The sequence below is a fragment of the Deltaproteobacteria bacterium genome, assembly GCA_021737785.1.
Classification (GTDB): domain Bacteria; phylum Desulfobacterota; class DSM-4660; order Desulfatiglandales; family Desulfatiglandaceae; genus AUK324.
This window is the reverse complement of record JAIPDI010000021.1, coordinates 41,282-58,412: the sequence shown is the minus strand read 5'-3', so window position 1 is coordinate 58,412 and position 17,131 is coordinate 41,282. Positions and strand designations below refer to the sequence as shown.

Sequence of the window (17,131 nt, the reverse complement as noted above, 5' to 3'; positions counted from 1 at the left end):
CCCTCACGAAATGACCAGCGATTAAACCGATGACCGACATCTCTTTTATCATTGTCAACTGGAATACCAGAGACCTCCTCCTCGCATGTCTCGACTCTGTTTATAAGACCCTCAGGGGGATTCCCTTCGAGATCTGGCTGGTGGACAACGGATCCTCCGATGGGAGCGTTACCGCGGCCAAAGAGCGCTTTCCAGGCATTCATGTGATCGAAAACCCAGCCAACCTGGGCTTTGCAGCCGCCGTCAATCTCGCCCTTGAACGGTTGAAAGGACGCTACGCCGTGCTCCTCAATACCGACGCCGCCCTGACGGAGGGCGCTGTCAACCGGCTCTATGATTTCATGCAGGCCAACCCGATGGTGGGGATTGCCTGCGGCCAACTGTTGAACCGCGATGGATCCAGACAGAATTCCATCGCCAATTTTCCCTCCCTCCTCTCCCTGGCATCCAATGAGACCCTCCTTCGACTCCTTTTTCCCCGGAGGTTCCCCAGCAAAAGGCGGGAATACACCGGACCGATTGAAGTCGATTCCTGCATCGGCGCCTGTATGATGGTTCGAAAAGAGGCCGTCGATCGAGTGGGGCCCCTGGACGAACGATATTTCTTTTTTATGGAAGAAACCGACTGGGCGTATCGGATGAAGCGGGCCGGGTGGAAAATCTGTTTTGTTCCCTCAGCACGGATCTATCATGCCCAGGGAAAGAGCGCGGCCGCCAGGGCGGACGCCCGTATCCTCTTTTATCGATCCAGATACGTCTATTTTAAGAAGTGGCGACCGGGGTCCTATGCGCTCATCTGCGTGATTATCTTTTCCCGTCTGCTCATCAATACGGCCATTTCGCTCTTAGGCGTCGGCCTGACCCTCGGTCTGAAAAGGAATCTCAACAGGAGGCTCGTCATGTACGCTCAGTTGATTGCCTGGCACATGAAAGGATGTCCCTGAGAAGGGGCCATGTTGGTTGAAGGAAGCATAGTCCTGCCGGAACCGAAAGGCGGGGTCCTCCTTATCCAGTTGGGGGACATCGGCGATGTGGTCCTCACCATGCCCGCTATCAGGACCCTGCGCCGGCATTTCCCGGACAACGAGCTGACGGTGTGCGTCAGAGAACATGCGCGGGAACTGGCTGAAGACTGTCCATGGACAGATGGCGTCATCTCTGTGGACAAGCAGCGGCGCGGGTTACGCCGGGGTCTCGCCTACCATGCCCGATTCCTGAAGACCCTCCGTAACCCACGGTTTTCTCTGGCCATTGACCTCAGAACCGGGTCCCGGGGCGCCATCGCGGCCTTCCTTTCGGGGGCCCCGTACCGGATCGGCCGGTTTGCAGAAGAGGGCCCGTGGTGGCGGAACAATCTGTTTACCCATCTCGTGCGGCCTGTAAACGAGGCCATTCAATACGCCCCGGAACACAATCTCAATATCCTCGCACCATTCGGTTTATCAACGGGGGATCCCTTCCCGGCCCTGCATATACCGGAAAAGCGGAAAAAGAGGGCCCGGGTCGTTTTCAGGGAGGCCGGCATACCGGACCGGCGGCCCATCGCGGCCATCCATCCCTTTTCCCTGTGGCAGTACAAGGAATGGCAGCCGAGGGAATGGATTTCCCTCATGCGTCACCTCACCGGAACACGGGGGTTCTCCGTCATCGTCACAGGATCTTCAGCCGAACAGGCCCGCGCAGAAGCGCTGACAAAAGCGTTCAGGGGCCGGGCCTTCAATCTTGCGGGAAAGACCTCCATCGGAGAACTCCCTGCGATACTCCGGACATGCAGCCTGTTCGTGGGTGTGGATACCGCCGCCCTTCATATGGCCTGCGCCGTCAATGTTCCCACAATAGGGATATTCGGCCCATCGTCACCGCTCAGCTGGGCCCCCAGGGGGGAACGCCATTGCGTGGCCACCAAGGGGATGTGGTGTCAGCCCTGCCGCCAGAAGGGATGTCAGGGGACCGAAAAGAGCCGCTGTCTGGACGACCTGAAGGCGGAAGAGGTGATCTCCGTCGTGGAAACCCACCTGGAGCGCATCCTGCGGGAGCCGCAGAGGTAGAAAATCTGCTGAAAGGCATTACCGATGCAGGGGTGCTCTTTGGTTGACTCTTCAAGGGAATTTTGTCATTTCGGTCATGCAACCAAAGGGCGAAAAATGGGTGGCGCCTTCAGGCGTTGTTATCTGTGTCGGCGGGTGGGTCTTCCAGTGACTTAATGCTCACATCATGGTTCATATACGTCATCCCAACGCCGGCCTTTTATTCCCGGGACCAGTCCTTGCTATTGGGCATCTTCCATGATATACAACATGGGGAAGCGTCAGGCACAGAACCTCTCATATCTTTAAACTTTTGTGATTTCACATGAAGTGCACTGCGAAGGGGAATGGGTGCAACAGAAGATGACGGCCGGCAATCCCGCCTTGATCAGGACTGAATTGTGGACCCTGCACCTGTTAACCTTTAAATCCGCACAAAAAGGGAGATGATGTATGACCCGGGACCTAGTATCACATATTGATCGGTTGATTCAGCAAAGACCGGCCGCCAGGACCGCGCTGGCCCCTTTTCGGGAACTCGCCCTTCTCATGGCCCAGGCATCGCCCGGGGTCAAGCCGGTTCAGGTGAACCAGGGGATCAGGGAAATCCAGCAGCAGGAGGGGTTTCCCCTCTTCTCAAGAGAAGATCTCCCCCTTGATTTCGATTCAGCGGCCGACCTGCTGAAGGCGTTCCTGGTGCACCTGAGCCAAGCGGGGAGGGATGACGTAAAAGGGCTGAAAAAGGCCCTGAAACAGATCGAATCTGCGGACGACTGGGCGGAAAGACTGTTCCGGGGAATCCTGAGTCAGGATGAAAAGACCTTGACCGACATGGCAATAGAGGTGGATCTGGACCCCAATGTGCTGGCGTTTCTGGGAAAGACCGCCCTGCGGCCGTCCATTGAGCGATTTCGAGAAACAGCCGCAAAAGATATGGACAACACCGGATGGGACAAGGGCTACTGCCCCGTCTGCGGATCTCAGCCGGACATGGCCGGGTTTGAAAAGACCGGCAAGCGATACCTCCACTGCGAGCTGTGCGGCCAGGAATGGCCCTTTCCCCGGATTCAATGCCCTTTCTGCAGCACCACGGAACAGGAACGACTGGGATACTTCGAGGCCGAAGAGGAAGAGGGCTTTCGGGTTTATTTCTGCAGGGAATGCCTCAGGTATATCAAGACCATCGATAAGAAGACCTTTGAAGAGGCAGCCCCCCTCGAATTGGAAAATCTGGCCACGCTTCATTTGGATCTGCTGGCCCAGGAGAACGGGTTTAAATAAATGGGGGTTCACTGCATGAGACACCCCAGATAGAACCGGATGAGCGACACCTCTTCCCCATAGTCGTTGCCGGCATCCCCCTCCATGGCGGTCAGCAGGTTTTCAGATATGATTTTTGCCTCATGGATTCTGCCCGCTCCGGTCATCTTTTGAAAAAGGTAATCATAGATCCGTAAGCGGGCGGGAATGCTGCTGGCCGTGAATATGGAAACGACCCGGTCCCACTGTTCCTGGTCCGCCATATAGGCCATGGCGAGAGACCGGCCGGCCGCCCCATCATAGGGGTTGTCGTAGGCGATGGCGTAACCCAGACCCTTCTCTATATATTTTTTCAGGGTAAACGGGCTTTCAGGGGAACAGAAATAGCAAGGGGCCAGATACCCCTGGGACCGCATTCCATAGACATGCTCCAATCCTTCACCCTTCTCAACCATCCGACATAAGCGGGTCCCCTGATAGATCCTTCCGCCCACCGTATATTCATACCGTCTCAAAGGACCCGGCCCGTATCTTTTCATCTGTTCAATGGAATCCTCCACGGTCTCATAGGTTTCGCCGGGAAGGCCGAAGATCATGGACAGGGTGCAGGGGAGGCCGTGGTGTTCACACATCTCCAGGGTGTTCCGGATATCCCTCCGGCAATAGGAGGTATAATTCCGCTTCAGGACCGTATCGGAGAAGCTGTCGCAGGTCAGAATAATGGAAAACCCGGCTTCGGCCAGAAGCGCGGCAAAATCGGAATCAAAGGGCTTGGGCAAAAACTGCGAGGTGAAACCAAACCGCTCATGAAGGCCTTCCAGGATAATCCGTTGAATCAAACGGGTACAGTAGGTGAGATCCGGAAGATTGAATTCGGTGTCCACAAAAAATATCTCCCTGATCCCGGCATCCCCCTGGGACAGGGCCTTTAGTTCCGCGATGATCCGATCCATTTCCCTGAATACGATTTTCCCGGTCTCGATGATCGGCTCCACGCAGTAGCTGCACGTCTGATTGCACCCCCGCTTCACCTGCACCGGAAGACCGGTGGTCTCAAAGGCGAAGCGGAATCTCGCTTCCCGGATGCCTGAACCGGTGCCTTCGGCAAAACCAAAGGCATTCCGGGGATTGTGCCGGACACCTCCTTCATCCCTGTAGACGAGCCCGCTGACCCCCCGGATCCTTTCTCTGTCCGGAAAGGCATCCACAAACTGCCTGATCGGTTCTTCGCCCTCTCCTGTTATCCCGTATTCGATATCTAGGTATTCCAAAATCGCCTTGGGAGAGATGGTAAATCCCCCTCCCCCCGCAATGACAGGGATCCCGGGGGAATGCATCTTGAGGAAATCGACGATTTTCCGTATTTCCGGAAGGAAGTAAAAGGTCCTGAAATCTTTGCCGGCATAATCGCCGTGGGGTTCGCAGGAGAGGCAGGTGTCCAGGTTGCGTATGCCCAAGCCGATGATGTCCGGTCGGTTCTCTTCCAGGATATTCACCAGGTTTGTCTCCGGATCGGGCTCGGGCAGGAAGGGATATTCGAGGGTAACCCGATGCCCGTGCCAACGAAGATGATCGGCGATCAGATCCAGTCCAAAGGGATAGACCTGCTTGGTGAGATAATACCGGTCTGTGTACAGAAGCAGTATGTTTGCATTTTTCACGTTACTCCCCCCTGTCCCTCTGTCTCTGGGACCCCCCATGCCAGGTATTCAATACCCGGGGCGGCCGACGAGCGTAAACCATCCCTGATTTGATGTTTTGCGCCGGAGGCGGAAAAAGACCCCTCACACAAACGAGGCACTCAATCCATAAGACGCCAGCTTTTCCGCAGGGTGTCCCGCAAGCCCGGATTACGGAACACAGCATCTACTACCATGAACACCCCTTTCCCTACAACCCGTCTGAAACGCTCCGGTTTAAAGATACGACATCCTACGGGCCTTCATGTCGCAAGATTCCAACACATGCCTTATGTCAGGACTGACATAAATAACTTATTGATTTCTAAGCAAAAAAGTTGTTGACAACAAGATCTTTTTGGGTATTTAATCACATTCAGAAGTTACTTTCTCGCCATTTTAACATTTATACCGATTCTAAAATAAATTTTGCGTTAACGGAAAAGGTCATGCCGCAGTTTCCAATATTGCCGCGGGTCCATCCGCTGGTGTGTTCCAGACGCCCGCCTTCGGACCCGGGCATTTTGAATCAACCCAAAAACCTTAACCTGACAGAAGAAAGGAGGAGGCATGAACGTTACGCGTCGTGATTTCTTTAAGATCACCGGGGCTTCTGCCGCAGGCGTTGCGATCCTGGGATTAGGCCTTGATTTGAAGCCATTCAAATCTCACGCCCAGACCTTGAAACTTCGCTTTGCCAAGGAAACAACCAGCATCTGCTGCTATTGTGCGGTGGGCTGCGGCTTGATCTGCAGCACCGGGGAGGCAGGGGCAGGAAAAATCATCAACATCGAGGGAGATCCGGATCATCCGATCAATGAAGGGTCCCTCTGCGCCAAGGGAGCGGCCCTGAGTCAACTGGCCAACAATGACAGCCGGCTGACAACCCCGCTCTACCGTGCTCCTTACAGCACCCAGTGGCAGAAGGTATCCTGGGACTGGGCCCTCTGGACCATTGCCAAACGGATCAAAAAGACCCGGGACGAGAGCTTTGAGGAAAAGAACGGCAAGGGCCAGACGGTCAACCGCACCACGGCCATAGCGAATGTGGGGAGCGCTGCCCTGGATAATGAAGAATGCTGGCTCATCCAGGCCCTCATGCGGTCCCTCGGACTGGTTTACATCGAGCACCAGGCCCGTATCTGACACAGCGCCACTGTTGCGGCTCTGGCAGAGTCGTTCGGACGCGGCGCAATGACCAATCACTGGATCGATATCAAAAACAGCGACTGCATTCTCATTATGGGGTCCAATGCGGCCGCCAACCACCCCATCTCCTTTAAATGGGTGACCGAGGCCATGAAGAATGGCGCCAAGCTCATCAGCGTAGACCCCCGTTTCACCCAGACCTCTTCCAAGGCGGATTTTTACACCGCATTGCGATCAGGGACGGATATCGCCTTTCTGGGCGGCATGATCAAGTATATCCTCGACAACAACAAATATTTTACCGAGTATGTGGCCGAGTACACCAATGCGGGCTTTATTGTAACCGACGCCTTTAATTTTAATGACGGCCTTTTTTCAGGCTATGATCCCAAGGCGAAAAAGTACGACAAGAGCACCTGGGCCTTTGCAAAGGACGATAAAGGGATCCCCAAAAAGGATCGGTCGCTCCAGGATCCCAACTGTGTTCTCCAGTTGCTCAAGAAACACTACAGCCGGTATGACCTGGAAACCGTCTCAGCCATCACCGGGACCCCGAAAGAAGATCTCCAGGCCGTTTACGAGATGTACGCGGCCACCGGTCAGACAGGGAAGGCCGGAACCATCATGTACGCCATGGGGTGGACCCAGCATACGGTGGGGGTCCAGAATATCCGGACCATGGCCATGATTCAGCTGTTGCTGGGGAATATGGGGGTCGCCGGAGGCGGCGTCAATGCCCTGAGGGGGGAGTCCAATGTCCAGGGATCAACGGATCACTGCATCCTGTTTCATATCTGGCCTGGATATCTCAAGACTCCGAAGGCATCCCAGCCCACCCTGGCCGCCTATAATGAAAAGTATACGCCCAAGACCAACGATCCCTTGAGCGCCAACTGGTGGGGCAACTATTCGAAATACTCGGTCAGCCTTCTCAAGTCCTTTTTCGGGGACAAGGCCACTAAGGAGAATGATTTCGGGTACAACTGGCTTCCCAAGCTGGATGACGGCGTTACCTACTCATGGCTGGACCTCTTTGACGAAATGTATAAGGGAAAATTCAAAGGATTTTTTGCATGGGGTCAGAATCCGGCAGCCTCAGGGGCCAACGCCAACAAGAACCGCGAGGCCATGGCCAAGCTGGACTGGATGGTCAATGTCAATATCTTTGACAACGAGACCGGTTCGTTCTGGAAGGGCCCGGGCATGGACCCCAAAAAGATCAAGACAGAGGTCTTCATGCTCCCCTGTTCCGTCTCAGTGGAAAAGGAAGGGTCCATCACCAACAGCGGCCGCTGGATGCAGTGGCGGTACAAGGCGGCGAATCCGCCTGGCCAGGCCTGGTCGGACGGCGATATCCTGATGCAACTGGGGAAAAAGCTGAAATATCTCTACAAGCAGGACAAGGATGCGATTTTTCCCGAACCCATCGTCAATCTCAAGTGGGATTACACCAAGCACGGCGAGTTTGACGCCCATGCCATGGCCAAAGAGATCAACGGCTATTTCCTGAAGGATGTCACCATCAAAGGAACGCTCTACAAGAAGGGCGAACTCGTTCCGAGTTTTGCATTTCTCCAGAATGACGGCTCCACCAGCAGCGCCAACTGGCTTTACTGCAACTCCTATACCGGCAAGGGGAATATGGCCGCAAGGCGGGAGAGGGAGAAGTCCGGCATCGGTCTCAACCTGGGATGGTCCTGGTGCTGGCCGGTCAACCGCCGGATTATCTACAACCGCGCATCCGTAGACAAATATGGAAAGCCGTGGGACAAGGAACATCCGGTGATTGCCTGGGATCCCAATGCCGGCGGCGGAAAAGGCGGCTGGGTCGGCGATGTGCCGGACGGCGGATGGCCGCCCATGCTCAAGGCGGACGGCACCCCCAATCCCGCAACCAAGTATCCTTTTATTATGAAGCCGGAAGGGCATGCCCACGTGTTCGGCCCGGGGTTGGCGGACGGACCTTTCCCCGAACACTACGAACCGATGGAATGTCCGGTGGAAAAGAACCTTATTTCCGGCCAACTGGTCAACCCGGTGGCGCCGACGTATCAGACCAAAATGGATATCTATAAGTCGTGTGACCCCAAATATCCTTTTGTGGCCAGTACCTACCGGGTGTGTGAACATTGGCAGACCGGCATCATGACCCGCTGGCAGCCATGGCTGCTTGAGGCCCAGCCCCAGCTCTTTGTGGAGATGAGTCAGGAACTGGCCAAGATGCGGGGAATCAAGAACGGCGAAAAGGTGATCATTGAATCGGCCCGCGGCAAGCTCGAGGCCGTGGCCATGGTGACCATCCGATTCAGGCCCTTCACGATCCAGGGGACCACGGTCCACCAGGTCGGTCTCCCGTGGCATTTTGGATGGGTACATCCCAAGGAGGGCGGCGATTCCGCCAACCTGCTGACCCCGTCCACCGGCGATCCCAATACCAGGATCCCTGAAACCAAGGCCTTCATGGTCAATGTGAGAAAGGCATAAAGGAGGTGATCTGATGAGCGGAAAGGCGTTTTTTATTGACACTACAGTGTGTACGGCATGTAGAGGCTGTCAGATTGCCTGCAAGCAATGGAACCAGCTTCCGGCCACCAAGACCCAGCAATGGGGGAGCATGCAGAACCCCAAGGATCTCTCTTTCGAGACCTACAAGGTGGTCCGGTTCGAGGAACATATGGGGGCCAACAAGAAACCCGTATGGTATTTTTTCCCGGATCAGTGCAGGCATTGCGTGGAACCCCCCTGCAAAGAAATGGCGGACGATGAGGCCCCCGGCGGGATCATCATCGACAGCCATACCGGGGCGGTCCTCTATACCGATAAACTCAAGAAAATGGATGCACAGACAGTGATCGACTCGTGCCCCTTCAATATCCCGAGGGCCCAGGAGGGGACAGGGTATCTCTCCAAGTGCACCATGTGTGTGGACAGGGTTCATAACGGACTGTTGCCGGCCTGCGTCAAGACCTGCCCCACGGGGGCCATGAATTTTGGAGACAGGGACAAGATGGTCGAGTTGGCCAAAAAGCGTTTTGAAGAGGTGAAATCGAAATTCCCCAAGGCCACACTGACGGGCATTGACGATCTCAGGGCCTTTTATCTGTTGTCTGACGAGCCCAAGAAGTATTACACCTATGCCAAGGTGGATGCCCTGCCCGGCGGCATGAACAGGAAGATGGCCCTCAGGAAGATCGGGAAATCTCTCAAGGAGCTTTCCAGTGAGTGGACCATGATACACAAACTGGCCAGTTAGCCCGAACGGCCGGATCTCAGAGAGGAAAAGGGGCGCTTCGGCGTCCCTTTTCCGTCTCCGGGAATTGGCTCTTGAAAAGCAGCAAATCATTTTCTAATTGTTTCCATTCCGCTAAACTCATTATTCTGATATTATAACATTTAAACATTCCAATTGTGAGCGGAGCGAACTACGTTCGGATACACACCATGAAAAGATTCCTTGTCTGTATCGTAGGCATCTGGATGGGGTTCAGCGTCATTGCCGCCGCCCTGGCCGAAGACGGGCCCCGGAAGGGGACCCCCCTGCCGTCCATCACCCTCCCGGCGCCTGAGGATCCGGCCCATCAGCGCTACCTGGGTCTTTCAGAAGGCGACAGCTTTAATATTCCCCAGATAAAGGCCCAGGTGGTCATTATCGAGATCTTCAGCATGTACTGCCCCCATTGTCAGAGAGAAGCGCCGATGGTGAATCGCCTCTATGAAAAGATTGAGAACACCCCTTCGCTGAAGGATAAGATCAAACTCATCGGCATCGGTGCGGGCAATACCCGATTTGAGGTGGATATATTCAAAAAGAGGTATCAAATCCCCTTCCCCCTCTTTCCGGATGCTGATTTTGTCATACACAAGGCCTTCGGGGAAGTCCGGACGCCCTTTTTTGTGGGGGTCCGGGTAAACAGCGACGGAACAGACCGGGTGATCTATGCCAAGCTGGGGGGACTGGCAGGCGTCGATCACTTTTTAGGCCTGATGCTCAAAGAATCAGGGATCGATCAGGAGCAATGAGATGAAACAGATTACCTTTGCCCTCCTGCTGGGGTGTGTCGTGGTCTTAACCATGGGAACCGGCACATATGGACGATCGGATGCGTTTAAGGAAAACATCTATGACCCGGGACCTTTGAAACCGAATGACAGCGCCCTGAAGGTGAGGGTGGGAGAACAGGCCCCGGAGTTCTCCCTCCCCGCAGTCTCGGGAGAACAGGTCTCCCTGTCCCAATTCCGCGGAAAAAAGAACGTGGTGATCTCCTTTGTGCCTGCCGCATGGACGCCGGTTTGTTCAGACCAGTGGCCGGGATACAATATCGTGGAGGACCTCTTTGAGCAGCACGACGCGGTGCTTATCGGCATCACAGTGGATAATATCCCCTCGCTCTTTGCATGGACCCGCCAGATGGGAAAGCTGTGGTTCCCGGTGCTCTCGGACTTCTGGCCCCACGGCGCGGTGGCCGACAGATATGGCGTTCTGCGTTCCGACGGCATGTCCGAGAGGGCCCTCTTTGTCATCGACAGGGAGGGCGTCATCCAATACATCGATGTGCATGACATAAACCAGAGACCCCGTCTCGAGATCCTGATAGGAGAACTGGAGAAACTCTCCAGATAGACGGCAAAATCGGAACGGCGACTTTTTTCTTGACACCCTCCTCTATTCTTTATATTTTACACACCTGTTTCCGATGCATTGGGCCGCATGGTCAGGGAGAAGGTTTTCATATTTTTCCTGCCATACCAGGTTCATTCGCTCTGATTAACCTATCTCAAATAAAAAATATAATCTTGGGTAATACGGACTGGGTCTGATACCTTGAAGGGGAACCCCTAAGGATTGAACGCCAAGTGTCTGCCTGCCTGCGTCTGACGGCCGGGCGGCGCCATCATGTGAAGCTGTTGGGTTGGCCGATCAGCGGCGCAGGGAGAGGACGTCTCCCCACCCGCTGCGATTTGTGGTTTTTTCTGAATACATATTGTTAACCAGCATCAGGAGGTGCCGCATGAAAGAGGAAAAGGAGTTTTACGAAAGGCTTGAAAGGAAGGGAATCTCACGAAGGGATTTCATGAAGTTCTGCGGCGTGCTTACCGCTACCATGGGGCTGTCTTCATCGTTTATCCCTAAAGTTGCAGAGGTTTTCGCGGCGCCCAAACAGCGGCCGCCGGTCATCTGGCTCCACTTTGCCGAGTGTACGGGCTGCTCAGAGGCCGTGCTCCGGTCCATGTACCCCTGGATCGATGAACTGGTCATAGACATCCTCGATGTTGCCTACCATGAGACCATTATGGCCGCGTCCGGGACCCAGGCAGAAGATCTTCTCCACGCATCCGTCAAAAAATACGACGGCAAATTCATCTGCGTGGTGGAAGGGGCCATCGCCACCAAATACAACGGGGGCTATGGCAAGATCGGCGGTCGCACATTCCTGGAGATCGCCAAAGATGTATGCCCCAAGGCCGCTGCCGTCATCTGTATCGGCGCCTGCGCAACCTACGGAGGGATACAGGCCGCCAGTCCCAATCCCGGCGGATACAAAGGCGTCGGCGATGCGTTGGGGATCAAAACGGTCAATATCGCCGGTTGCCCGCCCAATCCCATCAACTTTGTCGGAACCGTCGTCAATTACCTTCTCTTAGGCAAGCTCCCGGCCCTGGATGATCTCGGGAGACCGCTCTTCGCCTATGGTAAAACCATTCATGATCAATGCCCCAGAAGATCCCATTTTGAGAATGGTGAATTCGTGGAGGAGTTCGGCTCCAAAGAGGCTGAGAAGGGCTATTGCCTGTACAAGATGGGCTGCAAAGGACCGGACACCTACAACAACTGCTCGATCGCCAAGTTCAACGACGGGACAAGCTGGCCGATTCAGGCAGGACATCCCTGTATCGGATGCAGTGAACCGGGGTTCTGGGACAAAATGACCCCCTTCTTCGAGGAAAGCGCATAGGTGCGGGCAGAGAATTGCGTCTTGAAAAACAACTCTTAAGAAAAGAGAGGAGATATCCATGGGCAAGAGAATTATCATTGATCCGATTACCCGAATAGAGGGTCACCTGCGCATTGAAGTGGAGGTGGAGGGCGGCAAGGTCAAGGATGCCTGGAGTTCAGGTCAGATGTTCCGGGGAATTGAAATTATATTGAGAGGACGGGATCCCCGTGATGCACCGCTGTTCACTCAGCGATCATGTGGCGTCTGCACCTACACCCATTATCTTGCATCGGTCAGGGCCGTGGAGGACGCGGTCGGCGTCCAGATCCCGGACAATGCGAGGATCATTCGAAATCTGCTCCATGGGGCGCAGTTTCAGCACGATCACATTGTTCATTTTTACGGTCTGTCCGCCCTGGACTGGGTCGATGTGGTCAACGCCCTGAAGGCAGACCCCCAGAAGACCGCGTCCCTCGCAGACAATGTGAGCAACGATTCCAAAGGGGGCACTGTCTACTTTAAGGAGGTCCAACAGAGGATCAAAACCTTTGTGGACAGCGGCCAGTTAGGCCCCTTTGCAAATGCCTACTGGGGCCATCCTGCCTACAAGCTCCCTCCGGAGGCCAATCTGATGGCAGCGGCCCACTATATCGAAGCCCTTCGCCTTCAGGCCAAGGCCGCCCGGATGCACGCCATATTCGGGGCCAAGAACCCCCATCTCCAGTCTCTGGCGGTGGGCGGTGTGACCTGCGTCAATGATCTCACGCCGGACCGTATTGCCGAGTTTCTCTATCTGTGGAAAGAGACCCAGGAGTTTGTGAAAAACGTTTATGTGCCGGATATTCTGGCGGTTGCACCCTTTTACAAGGACTGGGGCGCCATCGGAGGAACCACCAATTTTCTTGCCTGGGGGGAACTCCCCCAATCCGCCAAAGAACCCGAGAGCCTCTTTTTGCCCAGGGGCGTGATCATGAACCGGGATCTCAAAGGCGTCAAAATGGCCGCCCCTGAAAAGGTTACCGAACACGTGACCCGTTCATGGTACAATGGAAAGGATGCCAGACATCCTTATGATGGGGAGACCGATCCGATTGAAGGCGATCCCAAGTACGACACGGCCGACAAATACTCCTGGTTGAAGGCCCCCCGCTATGATGGCCAGCCATGCGAGGTCGGACCGCTGGCACGGATGCTGGTGGCCTATGGGTATGGAAAGAAGGAAGTAACAGAGCTGGTGAACGGCACCCTTCAGAAGCTTAACCTCCCTGCATCCGCCCTCTTCTCCACACTTGGGCGCACGGCTGCCCGAGCCCTGGAAACCGTAGTCATCGGCGATGCCATGGAACCATGGATCATGGAACTCGTGGGGAACCTCAAAAACGGAAATAACAAGACCTATACGTCCTGGACCATGCCCAAGACCGGCAAGGGCTGCGGCCTCAACGATGTGGCCAGGGGCTCTCTGGGTCACTGGGTGGAGATCGAGGACGGAAAGATCAAGAACTACCAGTACGTGGTGCCTTCCACCTGGAACCTGGGGCCGCGCTGCGAGGCCGGCAAACTGGGTCCTGTGGAGGAGGCGCTGGTCGGCACCCCGGTAGCAGACCCCAAGAACCCGCTGGAGATCATTCGTACCGTCCACTCATTTGATCCCTGCATCGCCTGCGCCGTACACGTCATCGACCCTCATTCCAACGAAGTCTATAAGGTCAAGGTACTGTAACCTCATGCACATAGACAGCCCTTCCGGCCCCTGCAGATCGCAGGGGCCGGAGGGCTGTTTTTGCAGGCAATAAAGAGGTACATGTGGTCATGGGGGATATGCCGATGCGCCTCCCTGAATGGTTGCGCCCCGAATCATGGCTCAGGCATATGGTATATCATCCCGGCCGGGTCATCCTCCTGACGGTACTTATCACCCTCCTCTTTGCTTCACACCTCCCTTCCCTCAGATTTGAGACATCCATCTATGACCTCACCATCGAGGATCTGCCCGAGACCCTGACATACCACCGGTTCAAGGAGACATTCGGCTGCGAAGAAATCATCCTGGTTGTGGCAAGAACAACAGGGGTTTTTGATCCTGAAACCTTCGACCGGATTGCACAGCTGGCCCAATCCCTTTCCCAAATCCATGGGGTGAAACGGGTCATCAGCCTTCCCGGCATCAAGAAGGACATGGACATCACAGACAGATGGCGTCTTACCGACTTCCAGGAGGTCGTGTCTGCCGTTGACCTCTTTCAGAGAAACCTGATATCCGACGACGGCAAAACCACGGCGATTACCCTTGTATTGGAGGATATTGATCAGAAGGAGCGGGTCATCCATGCGGTCAACGGCTTGATTGACGCGTATCAGAATGCATTTTCCCTCTATCAGGTGGGCATGCCGATTGTCTCATCGGCCCTGGCCCAATTCACCCAGCAAGACTTCTTGACCCTTCCCATCGCGACCTTCTTCCTGATTGCCACGGTTCTCTTCCTTCTTTTCCGAAACCTGCGCGGGATCCTGATCCCTTCGGGCACAGTGCTCATCAGCCTGATCTGGACCTTCGGTCTCATGGCCTGGACCGGGACTCCCCTGTCCCTGCTGACCATGATCGTACCGGTATTTCTGATCGCGGTGGGGACCGCCTACGCCATGTATATATTCCCGGAGTACTTTGATTCGGTGGAACAATCGGCCACCCCCCGGGAGGCGGCCGTCCGATGTTTCAGCCGGCTGGGATTTCCCACCTCCCTTGCCGTGGTCACCACCATTATAGGGTTAGGCTCTCTGCTGGTCAGCCAGGTCAACGATATCCGCCAATTTGCCGTATTTTCCTGCTTCGGCATCTTTTCGCTGCTCATTCTCCTCCTCACATTTGTGCCCGCGGTAATGGGTCTTCTCCCTTTCCCGAAGCGTTCTATGGTCTCCCCATCTTTCCAGAGCCGGGCCATGGATCGCCTCCTCTCGACCATTATCCACCTCAATCTGAAGCATCAGAAGATCACCCTCCCCCTGATCGTCGTCATCGGCGTCGTAGGGCTGATCGGCATGTCCCGCATACAGGTGGAGACCAATCCGGTTGAATTTTTTAAAAAGGATACGCCGGTGGCCCGACATTTTCACGATATCTACCAGGATATGGCCGGGAGTTTTCCTTTGAACGTGGTCCTTGCCGGCCGCCAAGACGGGTATTTTGAAGATCCAGAGAACCTGAAGAAGATCGAGAAGATACAAGAGTTTCTCAATTCCCTGCCGGGCGTGGACAAGACCATCTCCCTTGCGGACTACCTCAAGCTGGTCAATTACGCGGGCAACCAATACAATCCCACCTTCTATGTCCTGCCGGAGGCCCCCTTTGAGGTCCGCATGCTGATGAACAACTTCAAATCCATGTTAGGTCAGGAGATGCTGTTGCAATTCGCCTCCCCGGAATTTTCTCAGACCAATCTTATGCTGAGGACCCATATCTCCAGCTCCGTCGATTTTCTCACCACCGAGAAAAAAATTCGAGACTATCTCCACAGGACCTTTCCAGACGAAATGTCTTTCGAGGTGACAGGGTTCGGCATGGTCATCTCCCACAGCAGTCAGCTGATTTCAGAAGGCCAAGTCAAGAGCCTGGGGCTGACCCTTGTTCTCGTGTTTGCCATCATGTTCATGCTGTTCATGTCTTATAAGGTCGGGGCCATTGCACTTCTTCCCAACTGTTTTCCCATCGTCGTCACCTTCGGTATAATGGGATGGTTCGGGATCCCTCTTTCAATGGCGACCAGTCTGGTCGCCACCATCGCCATCGGCCTGGCCGTCGATGACACCATCCACTACTTGGTGGGGTATAACCGGGAATTCAAAGCAGAGCTCAATAAGGAAACGGCCCTGAGTAAGACCATTCGTCACCTGGGAAAGCCGATCCTGTTCACCACCTTCACGATAAGCCTCGGATTTTCCGTGTTGATGCTGTCCAATTTCAAGCCCACTGCCGTGTTCGGCCTCTTGATGATGATTACCATGGTCTCTGCCCTGGCGGCGGATCTCTTCCTTCTCCCTTCGCTCATGCTCCATGTGGAACTGGTAACCCTCTGGGATCTGCTCAAGCTTAAATTGGGAAAAGACCCACAGCAGGGGATACCCCTCTTCAAAGGTCTTTCCCGCACACAGGTCCATTATGTCTTGATGGCCGGAGCGTTAAAGGTGCATGAAAGGGGCGACCTCATTTTCAGAAAAGGGGAAGTCAGCGACTCCATGTATGCCATTATCTCGGGGGCGATGGAAGTGGTGGACCTCTCCGAGGCGGATCGGGATGGGGCTCAGGGGTTCAAACGGGTGATTTCCACCCTTGGAAGCGGAGATGTGGTCGGAGAGATGGGGATGATCCGCTCCTGCAAGCGATCTGCCACCGTCATTGCAACCGAAAGGACGGAACTTCTTCAAATCAACGACCGAATGATCAGACGTCTACAATGGTTGTACCCCCCCACGGCCCATCGGTTCTTTTTCAATCTCATGACCATCCTGTGCGACCGTCTGGAACATCTGACCAACACCTATTTGAAGGAGACGATCATCGACCGGCCGACCGGTCTCTACACTCGCAGTTTCTTTCTGACCATGCTGGAAAGGGAGATCGCCAGATCCCGCAGGCACAGGACCCCCATCTCTCTTTTTATCCTCACACTGGAGAATCTTTCAGATCTGAATGCCCGGTACAATCAGTGTGGAATTGACCATCTCATTGCAGAGGCCGGAAGACTTATCAAAGCGCATCTCAGAGAGGAGGACCTCCTCTGCCGTTACGACAGCAGCCAGTTTGCCGGGTTGCTTATCCATATTGATGGCGACACGGCCCGCGCCTTTTGCAGCCGGATGAACACTCTGATAAACCATATGCCTTTCCAGATTGAGGGCGAAACCGTTCACATCAGGGCCGCCTTCGGCGTCAGTTCCCTTTCTCCTGAATCAGACATGGAGGTGACGCCGTTGATTGCGTCTGCCTGGGACGCCCTCCGACAGGCACAACAGGCCTACCCGGACCAAGGAGAGGAGGCATGAGAAGGTGTCATGCAGAAATAACTTGCCAAAATAGAGGGTC

The 17,131-nt window shown here is 54.9% G+C and carries 11 protein-coding genes; 10 read left to right on the top strand and 1 reads right to left on the bottom strand.

All coding sequences use genetic code 11. The features are described 5' to 3' along the window. Positions 1-29 precede the first annotated feature (29 nt). The 3 genes from K9N21_11925 (at position 30) to K9N21_11915 (ending at position 3,308) form a co-directional block, all read left to right on the top strand. Positions 30-944, top strand: a complete 915-nt coding sequence (locus K9N21_11925) for a glycosyltransferase family 2 protein (protein ID MCF8144616.1) — start codon at positions 30-32, stop codon at positions 942-944. Between the two features lie 9 nt (positions 945-953). Then, positions 954-2,048: a glycosyltransferase family 9 protein gene (locus K9N21_11920; protein MCF8144615.1), complete on the top strand. Its 1,095-nt coding sequence runs from the start codon at positions 954-956 to the stop codon at positions 2,046-2,048. Positions 2,049-2,480: 432 nt separating this feature from the next. Beyond that, on the top strand, positions 2,481-3,308 hold the full coding sequence (locus tag K9N21_11915; GenBank protein ID MCF8144614.1) for a formate dehydrogenase accessory protein FdhE: 828 nt from the start codon (positions 2,481-2,483) through the stop codon (positions 3,306-3,308). A gap of 8 nt (positions 3,309-3,316) precedes the next feature. On the opposite strand, the gene K9N21_11910 is transcribed toward K9N21_11915, so the two are convergent. Continuing rightward, positions 3,317-4,948 (bottom strand): radical SAM protein, encoded by a 1,632-nt coding sequence (locus tag K9N21_11910; protein MCF8144613.1) that lies wholly within the window; start codon positions 4,946-4,948, stop codon positions 3,317-3,319. A gap of 588 nt (positions 4,949-5,536) precedes the next feature. Here K9N21_11910 and fdnG point away from each other — a divergent pair. From fdnG to K9N21_11875, 7 genes are all read left to right on the top strand, one after another. Beyond that, the gene (gene fdnG / locus K9N21_11905) at positions 5,537-8,599 is read left to right on the top strand and encodes a formate dehydrogenase-N subunit alpha (protein ID MCF8144612.1); all 3,063 of its coding nucleotides are present in this window, start codon (positions 5,537-5,539) and stop codon (positions 8,597-8,599) included. A gap of 13 nt (positions 8,600-8,612) precedes the next feature. Then, on the top strand, positions 8,613-9,368 hold the full coding sequence (locus K9N21_11900; GenBank protein ID MCF8144611.1) for a 4Fe-4S dicluster domain-containing protein: 756 nt from the start codon (positions 8,613-8,615) through the stop codon (positions 9,366-9,368). A 188-nt stretch (positions 9,369-9,556) separates the two neighbouring features. Further along, positions 9,557-10,135: a TlpA family protein disulfide reductase gene (locus K9N21_11895; protein MCF8144610.1), complete on the top strand. Its 579-nt coding sequence runs from the start codon at positions 9,557-9,559 to the stop codon at positions 10,133-10,135. A 1-nt stretch (position 10,136) separates the two neighbouring features. After that, positions 10,137-10,736: a peroxiredoxin gene (locus K9N21_11890; protein MCF8144609.1), complete on the top strand. Its 600-nt coding sequence runs from the start codon at positions 10,137-10,139 to the stop codon at positions 10,734-10,736. 388 nt (positions 10,737-11,124) lie between these two features. Next, a complete protein-coding gene (locus tag K9N21_11885; GenBank protein MCF8144608.1) occupies positions 11,125-12,069 on the top strand; it encodes a hydrogenase small subunit in 945 nt (314 codons plus the stop codon). A gap of 58 nt (positions 12,070-12,127) precedes the next feature. Beyond that, positions 12,128-13,774: a nickel-dependent hydrogenase large subunit gene (locus K9N21_11880; protein ID MCF8144607.1), complete on the top strand. Its 1,647-nt coding sequence runs from the start codon at positions 12,128-12,130 to the stop codon at positions 13,772-13,774. A gap of 89 nt (positions 13,775-13,863) precedes the next feature. Continuing rightward, positions 13,864-17,091: an MMPL family transporter gene (locus tag K9N21_11875; GenBank protein MCF8144606.1), complete on the top strand. Its 3,228-nt coding sequence runs from the start codon at positions 13,864-13,866 to the stop codon at positions 17,089-17,091. Positions 17,092-17,131 lie beyond the last annotated feature (40 nt).